Below are 22817 nucleotides of genomic sequence, written 5' to 3' on the forward strand. Positions count from 1 at the left end.
AAAGTTGCAGGTGACAAGTTAATGTCAGAAGCCTGATGGTATAATTCAAGTCAGGAAAACAGCATCGGAGGGAACATGCGAATTGAAAATTGTTAGCGTTTACAATAATTTCTTCAAAAATAATATGTTTATGAAAATGCTCCTGATCTTCTCGATGATATCGATTGTCACGATCATTACGTTATCTTATATCATCTTCCTGTCGGTGTCCGATTCCACGATTCGCCGGGAACTGGCGATCCAGAAAGCGGCGATGGAACATGTGGACCGGTACATTCATCAGCAGTATGAATCGGTGCAAAACATGGTGAGGGATATGCATCAGAATGAGGCGCTGTCCGCTAACATTACGTACCTGATGAATCATTCGTACGCTGAATATGTTCAGCACATGACCAATGGATATTACGCCAATCAGGATGACTATTCGGCCGATGTGTTGAAACATTTTCAGAACATTATGGATCGTAATTCGCAGATTAACCAACTCATGTTATATAGCGCTGAGCAGCAGGATTTGTCTACCTTTAATCAACACAAGCAGTTCCGCAAGCTGGACGCCAATGTAGCTCATTCCTATATTCCGGACGTGATGGCGATGGAAACGCCCAATATCAGTGCACCCAACTACTGGATTCGCAAAGAGATTAATCAATGGGACCCTGCGCTCTACTCCATCCGCGTACCGATTAACAATACACAGACTCTTCGGAATCTAGGCCAGTTTCTTGTCTTCTTTGACTCGGAGGGAATCGGTAACGCGCTGGATAACTACGAGAGTAATCTCAAGGGAGAAATCGTGGTGTTATCGGCGAAAGGGACAGTGTTATTTGACTCCAACAATCATTATTACGGGAAGAAGTACCCCTACGTGAATGTGGCCGATTCGCTGTTTGATCAGACGGATATGGATTCAATGAAAAAGGAGCAGAACATGTACGTCAACAAGTTTGTCTCCGCCGATCAGGGGTATGTGGTCATTGGCACCGTTCCGGTAGAAGAGATGGCTGAAACCTATGCGGGCATTCGCAATACCATTATCTCGATCAGTATCGTATGTATTTTGTTTGCCGTGCTGGTTCCGGCATTTTTCATTATTAACTTTGCCAAACGAACCCGTCGAATTATCCGCTTCACCCAAAAAGTGAAATATGGCAATTTGACGGCTCGCATCGACGATCCGCGAGATGATGAACTGGGGCAGATCTCACATAGCTTCAACGACATGCTGGATGAGCTGAATCTGTATATTGAACGGGTCTACAAGGCCGAGATCAAACAGAAGGAGACCGAGCTGGTCGCATTGCAGGCGCGCATCAACCCTCATTTTCTTTACAATACGCTTGAAGTGATTCGGATGAGGGCGATATCCCAAGGGGCGAGAGATGTTGGCGAGATGATCTATAGTCTATCCGTATTGTTCAAGAGCCTGGTACAGCAAAAGAAAAATTATACGCTGAAGGATGAGATGGAAGCTTGCCGCTTGTATCTGGAATTATTCCGAATCCGCTACAAGGATATTTTCATATATACGATCCAGATCGATGCTGCATATTATCAACATCCTGTGGTCAAACTTTCGCTGCAACCCATCATTGAGAATTATGTCGTACACGGCATTCAGACAGAACGTTCGGATAACCGATTATCCATTGTTGTGGAAGAGACAGATGATGTGGTGCAAGTGGAAGTCAAAGATAATGGCAAAGGCATTGATCCGGCACGCCTGACGGAAATCCTTGAAGAACTGGAACGTCCTGAAGAGTCTGGTCAGATGTTCGGGCTGCGCAGTGTCCATAGTCGATTGCGCTTCCTGTATGGGCCAGAGTTCGGTATCACCATAGAGAGCACCCTCGGAGAAGGAACACGAATCAGGGTGCGTTATCCATATTCAGAAGGGACAGGTGTGTAATATGTACAAGGTGTTTATTGTGGACGATGAGCCATTCATCATTGAAGGTTTATACGATATTGTGGATTGGTCTTCATTTGGAATGGAAATTGTGAGTCATGCGGGCAATGGACAAGCGGCGTTACAAGCGCTCTCTTCTCAGCCTGTGGACATTCTGATCACGGATATATCTATGCCACTCATGAATGGTCTTGACCTGATTCGGGAAGCAAGGCGAGTACAACCTGAGATTAAGGTCATTATCCTCAGTGGTTTCAATGAGTTCGAATATCTGAAGGAAGGCATGCAGCTGGGAATCGAAAATTATTTGCTTAAACCGATTAATGTGGAGGAATTGGAATCCACGCTGAGCAACACGGCGTCCAAGCTGGATCATACGGTATCACCTCAAGCCGATGATGCGTATGGCATCCAGATTCTGAAAGATAACATTCTTCATCGATGGCTTACGGGACAGATTGCAGCTACTGAATTTGAAGAACGTGCCCAGTTCATGAACCTTTCGTTGGATGCACCTGACGTTGCTGTAGCCATCCTGCGTGACAAAGGGCAAGTACCCGGCATGTTTGAACATGTAGAAGAGATGCTGAGAGACAGGCGCCATTTGAACGTATTTCATGATATCGATGGAGACATCGTCATTATTGCCAATATTCAGGGTACGAGTGATGAGGAACAGAAGTTGATGGATGGCTTGCAGGCATTATCTGATGAGATAACCGTAACCCATCCGGCGGCACGCATTGGAGCAGGCAGATTGATGAAAGGGTTATACCATGCGCCGACCAGTTATGCCGAGGCCAAAAAAGCACTCCAGTATGTGATGATTTATCCCGACCTTAAAGTCATCGACCATGCCATGCTGGAAAGGTGCGGAAGTTCAACGGCGACCTTTTTCATTGAATGGAGGGAGTATGCCAAACTCATTCTGTCCCGCAATACAGAACAACTTGCTGACAGGATTCGCATAGATTTTGAACAGCATCGCGATGGGCTTACGCCTGGGGAGTTACAGAATACCGCACTGGAAGTTGTGATTCGCTTCAAGATGGAACTGGAGAGCATCAAACACTCGGATGAGTCTGCCATATACCAACAAGGGCTTCAACTTGTACTGGACAGTGGTACTTTTGATGAACTCGTGCGGGCGCTTCAGCAGGTTGGGTCGCAGACGATCCAATCCCTATTGCAGGATCTGAAAAATCCAATTGTAAACCAAGTGCTTCAGCATATCGACAAACACTACGCAGAAGAGCTCTCCTTGAAGCTATTGGGTGCCCACTATCATCTGCATCCGGTGTATTTGGGACAATTGTTCCATAAGGAGACCGGGGAGACGTTTGCCGAATATATCAACAAATACCGGATTGAACGTGCGAAGGAGCAACTACGCAATTCCAATCTGAAGGTACATGAGATCGCCCGAAATGTAGGGTATTGGGAGACGGGGTATTTCTATAAACAGTTCCGCAAATATGTGGGGATTTCACCGACTGATTTCAAGGTGTTTGGTTAATTCGGTGACGGGTAGATCCAACCATGCGGACAGAGAGCCAAGAGACATATCGGGAACAGGAATGGCATGGTAGAAAATCATGGCATACGTTACCCGGCATGTCTCTTTCATGTAAGCGATTTATTTAAATAGGTACAAAAAAGTTGCCCAAGGACGATTTCTCTTTAATTTGTACCTCGAAAACTTAAGTTTATCTTCTTTTTGTAAATGCTTTCATTCGATAAGGTTAAAGCAGTTAGTAAGTAGAGCCTAAGGGAACACGAAAAGGGAGGATCAAAGAAATGAGTAAACAAAGAAAACGCTTCTCACTCGTTCTTGCATTGTTAATGGCCGTTACACTTGTTCTTAGTGCCTGTGGAGGAAGCAAAGATGCTTCAGAATCCGGGGGAGCTGGAGATGACGCGGTAGAGTTGATCTGGTATACCATTGGTACCCCTCAGAAAGACGTCAATAAAGTGATGGAAGAAGTGAGCAAGTATACCAAAGAGAAAATTAATGCCACGGTAACGATGAAGATGGTTGACTGGGGTGACTACCCGCAGAAGATGCAGGTTAACGTAGCATCCGGTGAGCCAATGGACATTCTGTTCACTTCTTCTGGTGGATTCGATTATGTACAAAATGCCAGAAAAGGTGCATTCCTTGAACTGGATGACCTGCTTGCTGAATACGGTCAGGATCTTACCAAGACCATTGATCCTGCGTTCCTCAGCGGTTCTAAGGTAGATGGACACAATTACGGAATTCCAGCCAACAAAGAGCTGCCACAACAAGAGGTATGGCGCTTTAACCAAATGCTGGTTGATAAATACAAGCTGGACATCTCTGGCGTTCGTACGTTAGACAGTCTGGAGCCTCTGCTCAAAACAATTAAGGAAAACGAGGCGAGTGTAACACCATTTGCTATGGATAAAAACTATGTTCCTTACGTGCCTTATGACTATGTCATTCAGAATCTGCCAATGGCAATCAAGCTGGATACAACAGACTATAAGCTTGTAAACATACTGGAAACACCTGAAATGAAAGAAGCACTTACTACGATGCACAAATACTACAAGGCTGGTTATGTATCGGCAGAAGCGGCAACAACAGGTTCCACGAACGACCTGACAACATCGGGCAACTGGTTCCTGGATCGTGCACAGACTCAGCCGCTCGCGGACAATCAATGGTCTGCAAGTTACGGTTATCAAGTCGTTTCAACACCGGCAAGTGAAGCAATTATAACAAATACATCTGTACAAGGTTCCATCATGGCCATCTCGGCCAACTCGGAATATCCGGAGAAAGCGATGGAATTCCTGAACCTGCTCAATACAGATCCTGTGCTGCGTAATATGGTGGACTCCGGTATTGAGGGCACACACTACAAAAAAGTGGATGACACACATATGGAAAATCTGCCTGAATCGAAAAACTACGATATGCCTTCATACTCCCTTGGGAACAACATGCTGCTCTATCTGAACAGCAATGACCCGGATAACAAATGGGATGAGTTCAAGAAGTTTAACGCTGAAGGTGTCAATTCCCCGATCCTCAGCTTTAACTTTGATGCAAGCAATGTATCGTCCGAACTGACGGCGGTACAGAACGTGAAAGAGCAATATTGGGCAGCACTGATGACAGGTACACTGGACCCGGCAGCCAATCTGGATCAAGTGATTGAGAAGTTCAATCAAGCCGGACTGGAGAAAGTAATGGCTGAAGCCCAAAGCCAGCTGGATGCCTGGAGAGCGGAAAACAAGTAACAGTACATCGTAAGGATCGGGCGGCTGCTTATCGCGTCCGGTCCTTTTTCATTCAAACCTGAAGGAGGATCTCCACAATGACTACATTTTTGAAAAACCTGATTAGAAACCGAGTCATGTTGCTCATGGTGCTACCAGGCGCCATCTGGTTCTTCTTCTTCTCCTACTTGCCACTCGTGGGTACAGTGGCTGCTTTCAAAGAATATCGATTCAGCCGTGAAGGGTTCTGGGCAAGTCTGATGAAGAGTGAATGGGTTGGCTGGGACAATTTCAAATTCCTGTTCAGCACAAGTGACGCATGGCTCATTACACGCAACACCCTCTTTTATAACATCGCCATTATCTTCCTGGGACTGGTGTTTGCTGTGGCATTGGCAATCCTGCTCTCGGAACTAGTCAATAAACGACTCGCCAAACTGTATCAAACCGGCATGTTTCTGCCGTATTTTCTCTCCTGGGTTATCGTTGGTTACTTCGCATTCAGCTTCTTGAGCATGGACCGCGGGATGTTGAATCAGATTATCGGCTGGTTTGGGATGGAACCAATTCAGTGGTACTCCGAGGCGAAATATTGGCCGTATATTCTGGTATTCGTAGCGTTATGGAAAACCATAGGTTATAGCAGCGTTGTCTATCTGGCTTCCATACTGGGGATTGATAAATCACTGTATGAAGCAGCCATGATTGATGGAGCAAGCAAATGGCAGCAGATTCGCAATATTACGATTCCGTTGCTGTCGCCCATCATCACGATTATGACCTTGCTGGCCGTAGGCCGCATTTTCTATGCCGACTTTGGACTCTTTTATCAGGTGCCAAGGGATTCGGGTACGCTTTATTCCGTGACTAATGTTATTGATACGTATGTATATCGAGGTTTGAAAACTAGTGGTGAGATCGGCATGAGTACAGCAGCGGGATTGTATCAATCCGTGGTGGGCTTTGTGCTTGTTATTATCTCCAACTATGTTGTTCGCAAAGTAGATAAAGACAGCAGCCTATTCTAGGACAGGGAAAGGAGTGAACCACTATGGCTCAAGCAGGGCTTGTTAAAAAACGCGACTTCCACCACGTATCCAACGGCTGGAACGTGATCATGAACATCATCGCAGGTCTATTCGCTCTGATCTGTGTATTTCCTTTTATATTTGTAGTCATCATCTCGTTTACAGACGAGAAAGCACTGGCCCGTGATGGGTATCGTCTGATTCCGGCAGAATGGAGTCTCGCGGCATATCAGTTTGTCTGGCAGAGTGGGGACACGCTGCTGCGGGCGTATGGAGTTACCATCCTGGTGACGGTACTTGGTACCATCATCAGTCTGATTCTCATGTCGCTGTATGCGTATGCGGTTTCCCGCAAGAGCTTCAGATATCGGAGATTTTTCTCCATCTTTGCAATTCTTACCATGCTGTTCAACGGCGGGATGATTCCAACCTATATGGTCGTATCCCAGCTGCTTGGGTTGAAAGATACGTTATGGGCACTGATTCTGCCGCTGGCGATGAATGCCTTCTATATTATGATCCTGCGTACATTCTACTCGACCAGTGTACCGGATGCAGTCATTGAATCGGCGAAGATTGATGGCGCCGGTGAGTTCTATACCTTTATGAAAATCGTGGTTCCACTCTCCTTGCCGGGACTGGCAACCATCGGGTTGTTCAGTACACTCGGTTACTGGAATGATTGGTTCAATGCGCTGTTATACATCGATAATCCGAATCTGGTACCACTGCAATCTATGTTAATGCGGATTGAGTCGAGTATTCAATTTATCCAGCAGAACTCTGCTAACAGTTCGATGAGTCTGGCAGCCATGCAGTCCATTCCGCAGGATACGTCCCGAATGGCGATGGTTGTGCTTGCTACGTTGCCAATTATATTCGCTTATCCGTTCTTCCAGCGTTATTTCGTACAGGGTCTGACGGTGGGCGCGGTCAAAGAATAACCGGATCACGTTATAGGATTGGAGAGATGCAGATTGATGACTTACAAGGACCAAAGCAAATCCGTAGAGGAACGGGTACAACACCTGCTTAGCCTGATGACTACGGAAGAAAAGGTAGGCCAACTTACGCAGCCATTTGGCTGGCAAACCTATACGAATGATCAAGGGAACATCACGTTAAACGAATCCTTTAAACAGCAAGTGGAAAATGGGGGCATCGGCTCCCTCTATGGTGCACTTCGCGCAGATCCGTGGACGGGCATTACGCTGGAAAATGGACTATCCGCCAGAGAAGGCGCTGAGGCGGTCAATCTGATTCAACGTTATGCGATAGAGCATTCCAGACTGGGGATTCCCATCCTGATTGGGGAGGAGTGCTCGCATGGTCATATGGCCATTGACGGAACGGTCTATCCTGTCCCCCTTTTACTGGGGAGCACCTGGAATGTGGATCTGTATCGGGAGATGTGCCAGGCAGTAGCAAGAGAGACACGTGCCCAAGGTGGCGCGGTCACCTATTCTCCGGTACTGGATGTTGTGCGTGATCCGCGCTGGGGACGTACGGAGGAATGTTTCGGTGAAGATCCGTTTCTCATTGGAGAGCTGGCAGTTGCTTCCGTAGAAGGGCTTCAGGGTGAAAGTCTTGACCGTGGAGATACAGTAGCGGCAACGCTGAAACATTTTGTTGGCTATGGCAGCTCAGAAGGCGGACGTAATGCAGGGCCTGTACATATGGGCTGGCGCGAGCTGCTGGAAGTGGATCTCTATCCATTCCGCAAAGCGGTGGAAGCGGGCGCTGCGTCGATCATGCCAGCATATAACGAAATTGATGGCACGCCTTGCACCGTGAATACGGAATTGCTGGAAGATGTTTTGCGTAAGGATTGGGGCTTTGACGGTCTGGTCATTACGGATTGTGGTGCGATCAACATGCTAGCAAGTGGGCATGATGTCGCGGCAGATGGAATGGAAGCTTCCGTACAGGCGATTGAGGCAGGCATCGATATGGAAATGTCCGGTGAGATGTTTGGGCAATATCTGGTGCAGGCGGTGGCAGAAGGCAAACTTGATATGCAGGTTCTGGATCAGGCTGCCTCTCGCGTGCTGGCCTTGAAGTTCAGACTGGGCTTATTCGAACAGCCTTATGTGGATGCCGATCGGGCAGCAGAAGTAATTGGAAGTGAAGCGCATATTCAACTGGCACGCCAGTTGGCTGCGGAAGGGGTTGTACTTCTCAAAAATGAGGCTGACACGTTACCTCTCTCGTTAGCAAATGTGGGCCGGATTGCCGTGATTGGCCCAAATGCGGATCAGGCCTACAATCAACTGGGCGATTACACATCTCCGCAACCGAAGTCGAAAGTGGCGACGGTACTAGATGGGATTCGCATTAAGCTGGCTAATCATGTGGATGGGCAAACGGAGAAGAGTTCTGTTGGTGCTTTGACTGGTGACAGCAGTACAGATCAGGTTCTTTATGCACCAGGCTGCCGGATCAAAGGTGATTCGAAAGAAGGATTCGAGCGTGCGATCGAAGTTGCCAGTCAAGCGGATACGGTCATTATGGTGGTTGGCGGCTCAAGTGCACGTGACTTTGGAGAAGGAACAATTGATCTGAAGACGGGGGCTTCCAATGTGTCGGATAACTCCTGGAATGATATGGAGTGTGGCGAAGGGATCGACCGGATGACGTTGGGTCTTGCCGGAGTACAGTTGGAACTTATTCAGGAGATTCACAAGCTCGGCAAAAAACTTGTCGTTGTTTACATTAATGGTCGTCCCATCACTGAACCTTGGGTGGATGAACATGCCGATGCAATTCTGGAGGCGTGGTATCCGGGTCAAGAGGGCGGTCGTGCCATTGCAGATATTTTATTCGGTGATGTGAATCCATCGGGTAAATTGACGATCTCCATTCCGAAGCATGTCGGTCAGTTACCGATCTACTATAACGGCAAACGGTCCCGAGGCAAAAGGTATTTGGAAGAGGATTTGGAGCCACGTTATGCATTTGGATACGGACTGAGTTATACCACATATGAGTACAGTGAACCGCAGTTGAGTGCTGCATCCATGACAGCTGGTGATATGGTTTCGGTATCGGTGAATGTGACCAACACTGGCCGTTATGCAGGTGCAGAAGTTGTACAGATGTACATCTCTGACATGGTCAGCTCACTAACTCGTCCGGCCAAGGAACTGAAGGGGTTTGCAAAAGTGAACCTGGAGCCAGGAGAGACACAGACCGTGGAATTCCGAATCGGAGCCGAGCAGCTACAGTATATTGGTCGTGATTTGAAGCCTGTCGTTGAACCGGGACAATTCCATATTCATATCGGCAGCAGCGTAAACGATACGCAAATAGCCGAACTGACCGTAAGGGAGGCGTAAGACGATGGAACGTATCAGACGATTTATTCGCGAGTTGTCCGAACATCAGTGGCTGGAGCAATTGCAGCTGCGCAACTGGGACATTACCCGCACCTATTATCATGTGCCAGGACAGTATGAGGATCAGGGTGAGTACCCCGAAGGGCAAGATTTTGAGCGTTTTCCGAGCAAACAGGGAACGACTTATTTTTTCAGAACACGTTTGGAGATTCCTGCTACATGGCAGCAAACACCTTATGGGCTTGTATTTGAGACAGGCGGAGAAGGCTTGCTTCGGGTAAATGGGACCTCTTATCAGGGCCTTGACCGCAATCATACCTACGTCACGCTTGATCCATCCAAAGTCGGAAACGCTCCAGAACTGGAGATCGAGATGTTTGATCCGGTACCTGAACCTGTAGACCCGTTGAATCAACAGGCGGTTATTCAGCCGCCAATCACATCAATTACGAGCTTGCTGGTGAGACCCAATGAAGCGGTTCGTAGTCTGATGTATACCGTCATTATTGTCCGTGATTCGGCTGTGTTGCTACCGGAAAGTGACTTTCGGCGGGTTCGCCTGTTAGAACTGGTGTATCGTGCGATGGATCAATTTGTAGGCATGTCAGCAGAAGAGATTGAGCAGGGAGAGGATATTCGTCAAATTGAGAATAATCTGAAGCATCATGTGCGTGAGATTGGCGGAAACGCGGAAGGTCTGGAGCATATGGTGGGACAGTCCCATATTGATATTGCCTGGCTGTGGCCTGTACGTGAGACGGTACGCAAAACGAGCCGTACTTTCTCCACCGTGGATGCACTCATGAATGAATATCCGGACTATGTTTATTCCCAGAGCCAACCCTTACTATATGCGTTTCTGAAGGAGCATGATCCCGAGTTGTATGCACGGGTGAAGCAGCGGATTGTAGAAGGCCGGTGGGAACTGGTTGGCGGCATGTGGGTTGAGCCGGATCTGAACATCCCGAGCGGGGAGTCCCTGATTCGCCAGATGTTATATGGTCAGCGTTTCTATATGGAGGAGTTTGGCAAGACATCACAGATTGAATGGCTGCCGGATACGTTTGGTTACTGTGCCTCCCTGCCGCAGATTTTGAAGCATGGCAATGTGGAGTATTTCATGACAACAAAGCTCGGATGGAATGACACAAATGTGTTTCCATACGATCTCTTCCATTGGGTGGGTATTGACGGCACACCGATCCTGTCCTACCTCAATCATGGGGTTAACGAACACACGTTGCCGAAGGACATTCATGATCACTGGCAGTCCTACCGTGAGAAAGCAACTCATCCGGAGCATATGCTTCTATACGGACACGGTGATGGCGGCGGTGGTGTAACACGCGAGATGCTGGAGTATGTGGATCGCGCAGACCTGATGGTAGGTCAGCCTGCGAGCCGATATAGCACAGCTGGAGCTTTCTTTGCCGGAATTGAAAAGGAGCAACCTGTACTTCCGAAGTGGCATGGCGATCTGTATCTGGAGTTACATCGGGGAACCTATACGACCCATGCGCGCAATAAGTGTAACAACCGGAAAGCGGAGGTTCTGTATCGAGAAGCTGAGCTGTGGAATACACTCGCTCTGCCAGATATGGAGGCAGATGCAGAAGCTGAAGTGCGTTCGAATCTGCATGAAGGCTGGAAATTAATTTTGCTGAATCAATTCCACGATATTATACCGGGATCGGCGATTACGGAGTCCTACGTCACTTCGAATGAGGAATATGTACAGGTATTTGAATTAGGCAGAACCGGACTGGATCAAGGCATTGCAGCATTGACAACGGGTATCAATACAGAGGGACCAGAAGGTTCAGTAGCCTATGTTGTATTCAACAGCCTGGGCTGGAAACGGAGTGCAGTCGTTCAACTTCCTGTGCAGGAGGGCTTGGATCGCTACGGCATCGATGAAGAAGGCCAACGGCTGCGGATGGATTGGGAGGATGGCAGCATGTCTATTCTCGTGACAGACATTCCGGCGTTTGGATATAAGACGATTTGGCTTGTACCGGAAAATACAAGGGAAACAAATGTACGGGAAATGAAGAACCTTGCCGCACAAACAACCTTCAATGATACATGGGATACTGCCTTTTATCATGTGCAGTTCAACGAACGTGGGGAGATCACCCGTCTGTGGGATAAAACCGCAGAGCGTGAGATGCTGAAGCCGGGTGAACGAGGCAATCAACTTCACTTCTTCCACGATCGTCCAACGCTCTGGGATGCATGGGATATCGACAGTCGTTATGAGGAACAGATTGCTGGCGAAGTGGAACTGTTGGAGAAAAAGCTGGTGCTGGCGGGTACAACGAAAGATGTCCTGCGCTTCCGGTGGAAGCTACATCAATCGGAAATCACACAAGATATCGTCTTTTATCATGATTCACGGCGAATTGACTTCCAAACACAGGTGAACTGGAACGAGAATCACAAACTTCTGAAAGTTGGTTTCCCGATTGATGTGGTGACCTCCAAGGCAACATTTGAAATTCCATTTGGCTCACTGGAACGCCCAACACATCGCAACACAAGCTGGGAACAAGCCCAGTATGAAGTCTGTGGACATCGCTTCGCGGATGTGTCCGAATATGGATACGGCGTGAGTCTGCTCAATGATTGCAAGTACGGGTACGACGTGCAGGGAAGTACCATTCGTTTGTCCTTGCTGCGTGCACCAAAATGGCCTGATCGCACAGCCGATCTGGGAGAACATGAATTCATCTATTCCCTATATCCACATGACGGAGACTGGAGAACAGCACACACCGTACGTCAGGCAGCCGAGTTGAATCATGAGGTGACAGTACAGCAAGTGAAACAAGTGCAACAAAAGGGCCAGATACAACAAGAGCAACAGATAGAACAGGTACAGCCAAGCACAGGGACTGGAGTCGATCTAATTGCAGATACAACTGCAATTGAGGCACCTGTAAGTCCAGCAACAGGCTCCTGGATTAACTTTAATAGTAATCACGTCATTCTCGATACGGTCAAAATGGCAGAGGATGGGCACGGAACAGTCCTTCGTTTCTATGAATCATCAGGCAAACGCGAAACCATCACATTGCAATGGCCACATGCCTTTGAACAGGCGTATCACTCCAACGCACTGGAAGAACCCGTCCAACCACTGGCCCATACCAATGGCCAGATTACATTATCTTTTAAACCTTACGAAATACAAACCGTGCTACTGCGGTAAACCTTTTTGAAATATTTCGAGCTATATATGTCCAGCTCTTTATTCACACGTTAACGGAGAGGACAGAAATAACCAGAAGAAGCGAAGCGTTCGCCTAAAAGCTTTCTGAAAGAAAGCTACATCGGAAGCATACGCTATCCCCGGATTTTCCCTTTAGAGAAGGGAAACAAAAAAAATCTGGGGATAACAGCGATCGGAAGGTTATTCTGTCATCGTAGTGGTCTAGTGTGAATGTTCTCAGCTTTATCTTTTATAGCTACACCATTCGATTTGTTTAAGGAGTTGCACTCATCCATGGAACAGTTCAGATTACCCAAAATACCCATGCCACCTGTTGCTTTGCCACAATCCATTCAGGCCGTGCTCGAAGAAGCAGAACAGAAACTGGCTCACCGACCGAAGCTGCTTCAATTATTCAAAAACTGCTTCCCCAATACCATCGAAACAACAACCAAGTTGATGGAGGATGGCACTACGTTTGTGATCACAGGAGATATTCCGGCTTCCTGGCTGCGTGATTCCGTGGAGCAGGTGGTACATTACATTCCGTTTGCAAAAGAAGACGAGGACCTGCAACGCATTATTGGCGGGCTGATCAAACGTCATATCCAGTATGTTCACATCGATCCATATGCCAATGCCTTCAATGAGACTGCTAACGACTGGCATTGGAACACCACGGACGAAACAGAGATGTCGCCTTGGGTGTGGGAACGCAAATTTGAGATTGACTCATTATGTTTTGTTGTACGTTTGGCGTATTTATATTGGAAGGAAACCGAGCTGACCGACATTTTTGATTCAAGCTTCAAGGCAGCGATGCGTAAAATCGTGGACCTGTTCAAAGTCGAACAGCATCACATGGAACAATCTCCATATCGCTTTACTCGTAATAACGGCATCCCAACAGATTCCCTGCGCAATCACGGAAAAGGTATGCCAGTCAACTACACGGGGATGATCTGGTCCGGTTTCCGTTCCAGTGATGATGCGTGTGATTTCCACTACAATATCCCTGGCAACATGTTCGCGGTTGTCGCTCTGCGCCAGATGCAGGAGTTTGCCGAGTGGGTGTTCCGGGATATGGAACTTTTGCAGGAATTGAAGGATCTGGAGCAGGACGTGGATCACGGCATTCAGTTGTATGGTATTTATCGTCATCCGGAATTTGGACCGATCTATGCGTACGAGACGGACGGTTATGGCAACCACTGTCTCATGGACGATGCGGGTACACCGGGACTTATATCCATTCCATATCTCGGTTACGTCACAGCGGATGATCCGATCTACCAGAATACGCGCCGCTTCGCTCTGAGCAAAGAGAACCCATTCTATTATGAAGGCAAGGTTGCCAAAGGGATCGGAAGTCCGCACACCCCACCAGATTACATCTGGCATATGGGATTGTCCATGCAAGGACTGACTGCGCAGTCTGCCGAGGAGAAACTGGAGATTATTCGCATGCTCGAAGCGACAGATGCAGATACAGGTTATATGCATGAAGGCTTCCACGCCGATGATCCAACGATTTTTACACGAAAATGGTTTGCATGGTCCAACAGCCTGTTCTCCCAGTTGGTCTACAGATCGATGAAGGATGGCCTGTTATGAGTATCCAACCTAATGATAAAAAGCTGATTATCTTCGCTGATCCTGCGTTTCCGATGGAAGGTGCTTCTCCAACTCATGAGGCTCTGAATACATGGAAAGCAGTCGAAGAGATCACCGTTGTAAACGCCGAAGAACTCGCAGAGGCTTTGAAGACCACAGCAGGTGAAGGATGTCTGGTCAATCTGCATGCACCCTATTTTCCAAAGTCCGCCTGGACGGAGATTGCCGCTTACTTGCATCAGGGCGGAAGCCTGATCAGTGTGGGGGGCGCACCCTTCAAACGTCCGGTTCGATATGAAAATGGGGCATGGGTTGTAGAGTCAGAGCAGACCGCGTATCATCAGGAACTCTATATTCATGAGGCACTGAACGTATCTTCTGCCAATGTGCAATCGTACACTTCATCCGAACAGATCCCGCTTCTCACTGGGAAAGAGGGGCTGTTCGAGAAGGCAGATACATGGAATTTGGTTCCACATACAACCAAAACAAGTGATCTGCCCCACCAGATGGGGTCATCAGGACCGATGAGTACGCAGATTTATCCATTGCTTCGTGGCATGAGTAAAGACGGGCGCAGTGTCGCCGCTCCGGTCGTTCTGTGGGAAAACTCGCGCGGGACTTTCGTAGGTTCACGCTGGATGTTTGTACATCTGCCGCTGACCACCTCATTCTGGACGCAGGATGGCGCTGCCGAGATTGTGAAATGGGCGCAATTCTGTGCGCAAGGTGTAACTGAGTTATCCCTCAAAACGAATTATGCTTCGTATGAGCCAGATGAGCGGGCTATACTCACACTTCAAGGCCAGATTTTACAGCGAGCAGGGAACAGACTTACCGAGTCCGAGCTGTGGGCATTCGACATAACAGTCGAGCATGAAGATCGCACAAGTGGCACGACGGAGAAGGTATGGAGCCATCGACTGGAGATGGAACTTTCCGGTGAGCAGCGTTTCGAACGTATACTTCTCCCGGTATCCATTGAAAGTGGGCTGTATCGGATCGTATGCCAGGCGCAGGCTCCTGACGGTGAAGTTCGGACCTTGCGTCAAGGCTTCTGGGGACAGGATGCTGCACTGCTGGCAGAAGGGGAAGTGATTACCCCCAGCAGGGACTATTTTGTAAAAGACGGACGTCCTCTCCCAGTTGTGGGCATGACCTACATGACCTCCGATGTGGCACGGAAATTTCTGTTTCTGCCGAATGCGGATGTTTGGGATCGAGACATGGCCCAGATGGCAAAAGCCGGCATCAACTGGATTCGGACAGGAATCTGGACCGCCTATCGCAACATGATGCAGGTGGACGGACATATGGCAGAGGATGTGCTTCGTGCCATTGATGCATTTATTTTAACGGCGAAACGCCACGGCTTACAGGTCACGTTCACTTTCTTCTCCTTTACACCAGAGACATGGGAAGGCACGAATCCGTATTTGGACCCGCAGAGTGTCGAAGCACAGAAACGTTTCATCCGCAGCATCGTCAGTCGTCACACGCATACAACACATGTGGACTGGGATCTGATTAATGAGCCATCGATGTTCGATCCAGTACGTATCTTCTCAGCTGGCCCACGCTCGGCGAGGGATTCGTATGAACAGCTGGCTTTTATCGCTTGGCTTGAACAACGGCATCAGACGATTGAGGCGTTGCAGGAGGCATGGAACATGTCACCGAAGCAGCTTCCGAACTTTGCAGCCGCGGTGATCCCGGAGGCGGAAGAGATTAATTTTGATGTACAGGACATGCACAAGGCCAAAAAGGGAACACGCTGGCTCGATTACTGTCTCTTCTCTATGGAGATGCATAATGTTTGGGCAAGAGAGCTTGTAGGTACGATCAAGGATCTGGTACCGAATCATCTGGTCACTGTGGGACAGGACGAAGCCCTTGGTGCACAGCGTCCTTCACCTTTCTTCTATGAACGTGAAGTGGACTATACAACGGTGCATTCCTGGTGGTTAAACGATGATCTGATCTGGGACGGTATTTTCGCTAAAACGCCACATAAGCCAAATCTCATTCAGGAGACGGGCATCATGTATGTGGAAACTCCAGATGGACGAGCCAAACGTACAGAAGAAGAGCTTCGTGGCATTCTCGAACGCAAGTACGCCTATGCTTTTTCGACAGGCGGCGCTGGCGCCGTGCAATGGATCTGGAACACCAACTTTTATATGGATAATGCCAATGAGTCCCATATTGGGGCCCTTCGTGCAGATGGTACGGAGAAACCCGAGGCGGATGTGTCTTATGATTTTGGCCGATTCATGGATGGCATTCGTGATCTCTTTGAAGACCGCGATCTGGAGGATATTGCAGTGGTGTTCCCGTATTCCAATGACTTCTCCAACCGTGCCCTCGCCTATGATGCCACAACAAAGCTTACTCGCGTGATGTCTTATGATCTGAAATTGCCATTCCGTGCGTTATCCGAATATCATCTGGAAGCGTTGGAGCAGCAGCCACCGAAACTGATTATCGTACCGAGTCCGCACAATATGGAGAGCGATGCACTTCAACAATTGCTCACGTTTGCGGAGAAGGAAGGCACGAGCCTGCTCATTACAGGGCCGCTGGGACTGGACGCATACTGGAAGGCAACTGACCGGGCCGATCATATCGTAGGTAAACGCAGTCTGGGTAACGTACAGCGGGAAGAACTGCTGAATATTAACGGCGTGAATCACCGGGTGACCTACGGACGGCGTCGTATCGCCGAGGTGGCAAAGGAGACGTTGCTTCATGGGGATAAAGGTACAGCAGATGAAGTAACCGTTTTGCCTTTGGGTAAAGGGAAATTAATCTGGACTCCACTGCCGCTCGAGTTAAATGGACGGGACGAGCCACTTGCTGAATTATATCGTTATGCGACTGAAATTTCGGGCATCGAACAGGAGTTGGAATGGATATCTGGCGGAGATATCGCAGGGATCTACGGCCGGAAGCTGAGTTTTCCAAAAGGGAATCTGTATGTATTTGTATCGGAGTTTGCCTTTAACCATGAAGTTCAAGTGAGAGATCAACGTACAGGTGTATCGTACTCGTTCCAATTGGAGAAAAATCGTTCGGTGTTATTTGCCACGGATGCTTCCGGAAAGCTGATTGCGGTGTATCGCCCTGATGAGGTTGAGATTGTACAACAAGAGGAAAGAGGTGGCATAACGCAATGATCAAACGGACAAACAAGTCGAAGAGAGCACATATTATTTCGCATACCCACTGGGATCGGGAATGGTACTTGCCGTATGAGAAGCATCATATGAGTCTTATTCAGCTCGTCGATTCACTGTTGGATCAGCTTGATGAGGGATCGGACTATAAAAGCTTTTATTTGGATGGACAAACGATTATTATCGATGATTATCTTCAGGTTCGCCCGGAGCAGAAGGAAAGACTGGAGAAGCATATCCGCAATGGGCGGATTGTGATTGGACCATGGTACATTTTGCAGGATGCGTTTCTGACGAGTGGAGAAGCCAATGTGCGCAACATGCAGGTTGGACATAAGGACGCCAAACGTTACGGCACCCCTTCGAAAATTGGTTACTTTCCCGATACATTTGGATTGGTCGGACAGACTCCGCAGCTGATGCAACAATCAGGCATTGATAATGTGTTTTTTGGACGTGGTGTGAAGCCTACCGGATTTAATAATACGGTATCGGATGCCGGATATGAATCAAGCTTCTCGGAGCTGATGTGGGAAGGACCAGACGGATCAAAAGTACTCGGCGTATTGTTTGCCAACTGGTACTCCAACGGAAATGAAGTTCCAGTAGACGAGGAATCGGCCCGCAAGTTCTGGGAAACCAAGCTTGCAGATGCCGAGAAATATGCATCGACCAATGAGTTGTTGTACATGAACGGATGTGATCATCAACCAATTCAGCGAGATCTGCCAGAAGCGATTCGCATGGCTGAACAATTACATCCCGATATCGAGTTCATTCACTCCAACTTTCCGGATTATCTGGAAGCTTTGAGAGCATCGTCTGAACATGAACTGTCCACGGTCAAAGGCGAATTGCGCAGTCAGCGTACCGATGGCTGGGGAACTCTGGTGAACACCGCCTCGGCTCGTGTGTATCTGAAACAGATGAACCAGCTGGGCCAGACTATGCTGGAAAAAGTGGCTGAACCCCTGGCATCCTACGCCTATCTGCTTGGACATGCCTATCCACATGATCAACTGACGTATGCCTGGAAAACGCTGATGCAAAATCATCCGCATGACAGCATCTGTGGATGCAGTGTGGATGAGGTGCATCGCGAGATGGTGACACGGTTTGATAAGAGCCGTCATGTAGCAGAGGCTTTAATTGAAGAGAGCACCAGCCAGATTACTACAGCTGTCGATACCTCCATATTTGAGCGTTACGGCGAGCAGGCTCGACCTGTTGTGGTATTTAATACAACGGGTTGGGAACGCAGCGGTGTAGTTCAGATGGAACTGGACGCGGCTCGGTTGTATTTCCGGGATGGACATACATTGGAGGAAATGGCGGCACAGATGAAAGCCGTTGACCTGTCAGATCGCATACTGGTAGATGAAGATGGTAACCACATTCCATGTACGGTGGAGGATCTGGGTCTGCAATTTGGCTATGATTTGCCGGATGATCGCTTCCGCCAGCCGTATAGCTGTCGGCGCGTTCGTATTCGTTTTGAAACAGAGAATGTAGCTGCATTTGGCCTGAAAACCTATGCATTGGTCAACGTTGCGGATGATGCTGAGAGTGGTACTCCGTCGAAAACGACTACGTTGTTGCGTGGTGAACGTGGCATGGAAAATCAACATATGATCGTCACGATTGCAGACAACGGTTCATTCACACTCACAGATAAACGAACAGGTCGGACTTATAAGGACCTTGGGGTGTACGAAAATGTGGGTGATATCGGTAATGAATACATGTTCAAGCAACCAGAGAATGAAGTGGCGCGAACAACACACGAGCTTCAGGCCGAGATTCGGGTCCTTGAGGATACATCATACTCTGCCTCGTTCGAAGTTATTCATCATTGGGAAATACCGGAGTCAGCGGATGAGATGCTGGATCAGGAACAGCGAGAACTGATTTATTATCCACATCGCAAAGCCCAGCGTTCAACTAAAATGATTCCGCTCCAGATTCGTACAGTGATATCACTGAGTCGTAATGGAAAAGGAGTACAAATGGAAACAACCTTCAACAATCAGGCGAAGGATCATCGGGTGCGTGCTCTTTTCCCAACGGATCTTGTATCTGCTGTTCATCATGTGGATTCCATGTTCGAAATTGCAACGCGTGATAACAAGCCTGCACCGGAGTGGCAAAATCCAAGCAATACACAGCATCAACAGAATTTTGTGGATGTGAGTGAAAAAGAGGCGGGATTGGTCGTAGCCAATCTGGGTCTGAATGAATATGAAGTCCTTCAAGATGGACGTAACACCATCGCCGTAACGCTGCTTCGTGCTGTGGGCGAACTCGGAGACTGGGGTTTGTTCCCGACACCGGAAGCACAATGCCTTGGTGAACATACATTTCAGATCGAGATCATTCCGCATGATGGAAATGGTGCAGCATCAGGTGCATATATTGAGGCGTATCAGTTCCAGGTTCCTTGGACGCTGGCACAAACCGAAGTACACACGGGTTATCTGACACCTAACAACACACCGTTTGCATGGCAAGGGGAAGGATTGGCGTTTTCTTCACTCAAGGTAAATGAGGATTCCGGCGATGTCATGCTACGCTGGTTCAATATGACCACCGACTCTGCCACGTTGAAGCTTGCAACATCACAAGCGAATCCGCAGCCATTCGAAACGGCATACAAAAGCAACATCCTGGAGGAAGAGGGCGAAATACTTCATCTTAACAGCATAGAAGAGGCATCAACATTATCATTTGCCACCAAGGAATGGAACATACAGACAGATTCATGCGAGATCGTTACTGTCGGCTTGCGCCGCTGATCAAAGTTGTTTAAAGAGTCGAAAAACAGACTTTTGAACACACACTAAAAGGTACAGGACTGCAAGTGTACTATAAACTAGGCATTACGTACGGTGGCAGAAGGGTTACGCTATTTACCAGATCTATGAGTTGAGTTATTGGTTGTTTTTCTATAGAATGAACAGTAGAATTGCAAATGATCGAAAGTTCCTATGCCATCAAGATGGTCAGGGGTACACTTCATTGTTCATTCTATATTGAAACATTAAGGGGGCTTGAAGCCATGGAATCCTTGGGAGGACTGCTTCAGCAGCTGAACCCTGCCTTTCGTGAGCAATCGCGGCGGATTGCGGCGGAATTGATGGAAAATCCGTATGTACGTGAATTCCGCGCAGGTCATCCTGAACTGCAAGATGCACAGCTCATGACCGATCTGAGCAAGCTGTTTCAGTACGCCAAAGACTCTAAGAACTGTGCGAATTGCCCAGGACTCGACAACTGCCCTAACGATTTTCAGGGCCACTTTTGCAAACTGGAAGTAGAACATTTTAACGGTAAACCCGAAATCATAGATATAAAAGCACCTTGTTCCAAACATATCGCCCGGCAAAATGAACATATTATTAAGCAACGCATTCGCAGTTTCTATGTGGACGAGCGTGCGCTCAGTGCCGGATACAACGATGTGGAGATTATGGGCAAGGATCGGATGCGTGCTCCGGCAGTGAATCAGGTGCTTCGGTATATTAGCGAGACCAAGGAGAACGGATTATCTCCGCAAGGACTGTTTCTGGAAGGAACATTCGGGACGGGCAAGACGTTTCTGATGTGTTACCTGTTGCATGAACTGGCGGTTGCAGGCCACACGGGTGTCATTATTTATATGCCTGACTTTGTGGAGGATCTGAAATCCATGATCAGTGAAGGGCAGAAGCTGAAGGAAATGACGGATATTTTGAAAAGTTGTGATCTGCTCATCTTTGATGATATCGGGGCAGAGAATCTGAACCCTTGGGTTCGGGATCATGTGATGGGGTCCATTTTGAACTATCGGATGAATCGCAAACCAACGTTCTATACGTCCAATTACAATCTGGATGGGCTAGAGAAACATCTTAGTTTCACCAATCGGGACGGCGAGGAAATGAATAAAGGCCAGCGTCTCATGGACCGGATTCGTCCATTTGTGGATGTTATCTCCGTTCGGGGTGAGAATCAGCGCGGTAAACGTTAAACCGATCTAATTGAACCAAAAGGTTCTGGACAAGGTTAATCTTCAAATTATCGGTGGAGCTTACGATTTAGAAGCTGAGCTGATTGTAATCAAAAGCTAAAGTAGTCCCAAAAAAAGCCTGGCTTTCGCATTGTCGCGAAAACCGGGCTTTTCTGGTCCTGCGTGAGACCTGTGAGTGTCCTATTCGGTGAGGAATTTGAAGATAACCATACCGAAAAAGATCACTGTCATCAGGCCAGCCATGCCGGCAACACCCGCGATCAGATCAAATAGATCGTTGCGGGGTTCCTCGTTCACATGTTCACGCGGGTCGCTGATCCGCACATTTGCATCCATGTTATTGCCTCCTTATGGGGAAACAGCTTGCCCGTATGGGAGGGGCTGAAACCCGGAGTAATTTTAGTATACTTGGAAAAGAAAGCGTTTGTAAAGATTTTGCAGTTAGTATGCTACATCCTGTAATTGTGAAGATTTGATGTTGGGAAGATGAACATTGCAGCGTTCAATTCACAAGTTTGACGTACCTGTGTTATACTGGAAGTGTCGTTCACGACGTTACAGGTTAAAATAAAACCGTAAGTATATATAAGGAGGACAATTTCATGGCTATTGTTAACGTATCCGATCAATCCTTCAACGCTGAAGTAGAAGGCGAAGGAACGGTTCTTGTTGATTTCTGGGCGCCTTGGTGTGGTCCTTGTAAAATGCTCGCTCCAATCCTGGAAGAGCTGTCCACAGAAGTTGGCGATGCAGTGAAAATTGCTAAAGTTAACGTGGATGAAAATCCGGAATCAGCTTCCCGCTTTGGCGTAATGAGCATTCCAACTTTGATCTTCTTCAAAGACGGTCAACCGGTAGATAAAGTGGTTGGTCTGAACTCGAAAGATGCGCTCAAAGGAATTATCGAAAAACACCAATAATTTACAGGTTTACACATACGCCTCCGGTTTACATGCCGGGGGCGTTTTGCGTCGAATACCTTTATATAGGACAATATAAAGTATACTATTTATATAAAATGAAACTGGAAATTTACATGTTTAACGAAGAAGACAGAAATGAACTGTAGAAGCATAGCCGTTGCAATTTTTATCCGAGTTTCACTTTTTAATATGTATTGCACTAATTACTCACACAATAGCGGAGAGAACAGAAAAAACCTGAAAAAGCGAAGCGTTCGCCTTTATCACCGGATTTTCCCCTTGTAAAAGGGAATCAAAAAATCTGGGGATAACAGCGATTGGAAGGTTGTTCTGTTATCGTAGTGTTCGTGTGAATTACGACGA

Annotated in this window: 13 protein-coding genes; 12 read left to right on the forward strand and 1 reads right to left on the reverse strand. The window is 47.8% G+C overall.

Features of this window, described 5'->3' with window-relative positions; all coding sequences use genetic code 11:
* The first annotated feature begins 82 nt into the window (after nt 1–82).
* From C170_RS00675 to dnaI, 11 genes are all read left to right on the forward strand, one after another.
* Entirely contained in the window at nt 83–1912 is a 1830-nt protein-coding gene (locus C170_RS00675) for a sensor histidine kinase (protein WP_036605777.1), read from the forward strand.
* A gap of 1 nt (nt 1913) precedes the next feature.
* Nucleotides 1914–3428 (forward strand): response regulator transcription factor, encoded by a 1515-nt coding sequence (locus C170_RS00680; RefSeq protein ID WP_036605778.1) that lies wholly within the window; start codon nt 1914–1916, stop codon nt 3426–3428.
* A gap of 281 nt (nt 3429–3709) precedes the next feature.
* The gene (locus tag C170_RS00685) at nt 3710–5182 is read left to right on the forward strand and encodes an ABC transporter substrate-binding protein (protein WP_036605779.1); all 1473 of its coding nucleotides are present in this window, start codon (nt 3710–3712) and stop codon (nt 5180–5182) included.
* A 77-nt stretch (nt 5183–5259) separates the two neighbouring features.
* On the forward strand, nt 5260–6189 hold the full coding sequence (locus tag C170_RS00690) for an ABC transporter permease (protein ID WP_036605780.1): 930 nt from the start codon (nt 5260–5262) through the stop codon (nt 6187–6189).
* Between the two features lie 23 nt (nt 6190–6212).
* Nucleotides 6213–7133, forward strand: a complete 921-nt coding sequence (locus C170_RS00695; protein WP_036605781.1) for a carbohydrate ABC transporter permease — start codon at nt 6213–6215, stop codon at nt 7131–7133.
* A gap of 36 nt (nt 7134–7169) precedes the next feature.
* Nucleotides 7170–9524 carry a glycoside hydrolase family 3 N-terminal domain-containing protein gene (locus C170_RS00700; RefSeq protein ID WP_036605782.1) on the forward strand — a complete coding sequence of 785 codons (2355 nt, stop codon included), beginning with the start codon at nt 7170–7172 and terminating at the stop codon, nt 9522–9524.
* Nucleotides 9525–9528: 4 nt separating this feature from the next.
* Nucleotides 9529–12735 carry an alpha-mannosidase gene (locus C170_RS00705; protein WP_036605783.1) on the forward strand — a complete coding sequence of 1069 codons (3207 nt, stop codon included), beginning with the start codon at nt 9529–9531 and terminating at the stop codon, nt 12733–12735.
* Between the two features lie 294 nt (nt 12736–13029).
* The gene (locus C170_RS00710; RefSeq protein WP_036605784.1) at nt 13030–14349 is read left to right on the forward strand and encodes a glycoside hydrolase family 125 protein; all 1320 of its coding nucleotides are present in this window, start codon (nt 13030–13032) and stop codon (nt 14347–14349) included.
* The gene (locus C170_RS00715) at nt 14346–17525 is read left to right on the forward strand and encodes a beta-galactosidase (RefSeq protein WP_036605785.1); all 3180 of its coding nucleotides are present in this window, start codon (nt 14346–14348) and stop codon (nt 17523–17525) included. The genes C170_RS00710 and C170_RS00715 overlap by 4 nt, the downstream gene beginning before the upstream one ends.
* Nucleotides 17522–20317 (forward strand): alpha-mannosidase, encoded by a 2796-nt coding sequence (locus C170_RS00720; RefSeq protein WP_036605786.1) that lies wholly within the window; start codon nt 17522–17524, stop codon nt 20315–20317. Before C170_RS00715 ends, C170_RS00720 begins: the two co-directional genes overlap by 4 nt.
* 263 nt (nt 20318–20580) lie before the next feature.
* The gene (dnaI, locus tag C170_RS00725) at nt 20581–21531 is read left to right on the forward strand and encodes a primosomal protein DnaI (protein WP_036605787.1); all 951 of its coding nucleotides are present in this window, start codon (nt 20581–20583) and stop codon (nt 21529–21531) included.
* A gap of 180 nt (nt 21532–21711) precedes the next feature.
* Here the strand turns inward: dnaI and C170_RS30630 are convergent, their stop codons facing one another.
* Nucleotides 21712–21867: a hypothetical protein gene (locus C170_RS30630; protein WP_017692450.1), complete on the reverse strand. Its 156-nt coding sequence runs from the start codon at nt 21865–21867 to the stop codon at nt 21712–21714.
* A gap of 266 nt (nt 21868–22133) precedes the next feature.
* Between C170_RS30630 and trxA the strand changes: the two genes are divergently transcribed.
* Nucleotides 22134–22451: a thioredoxin gene (gene trxA / locus C170_RS00730; protein WP_036605788.1), complete on the forward strand. Its 318-nt coding sequence runs from the start codon at nt 22134–22136 to the stop codon at nt 22449–22451.
* The last annotated feature ends 366 nt before the right edge of the window (nt 22452–22817 follow it).

Origin of the sequence: Paenibacillus sp. FSL H7-689 (assembly GCF_000517905.1) — a bacterium.
GTDB lineage: Bacteria > Bacillota > Bacilli > Paenibacillales > Paenibacillaceae > Paenibacillus > Paenibacillus amylolyticus.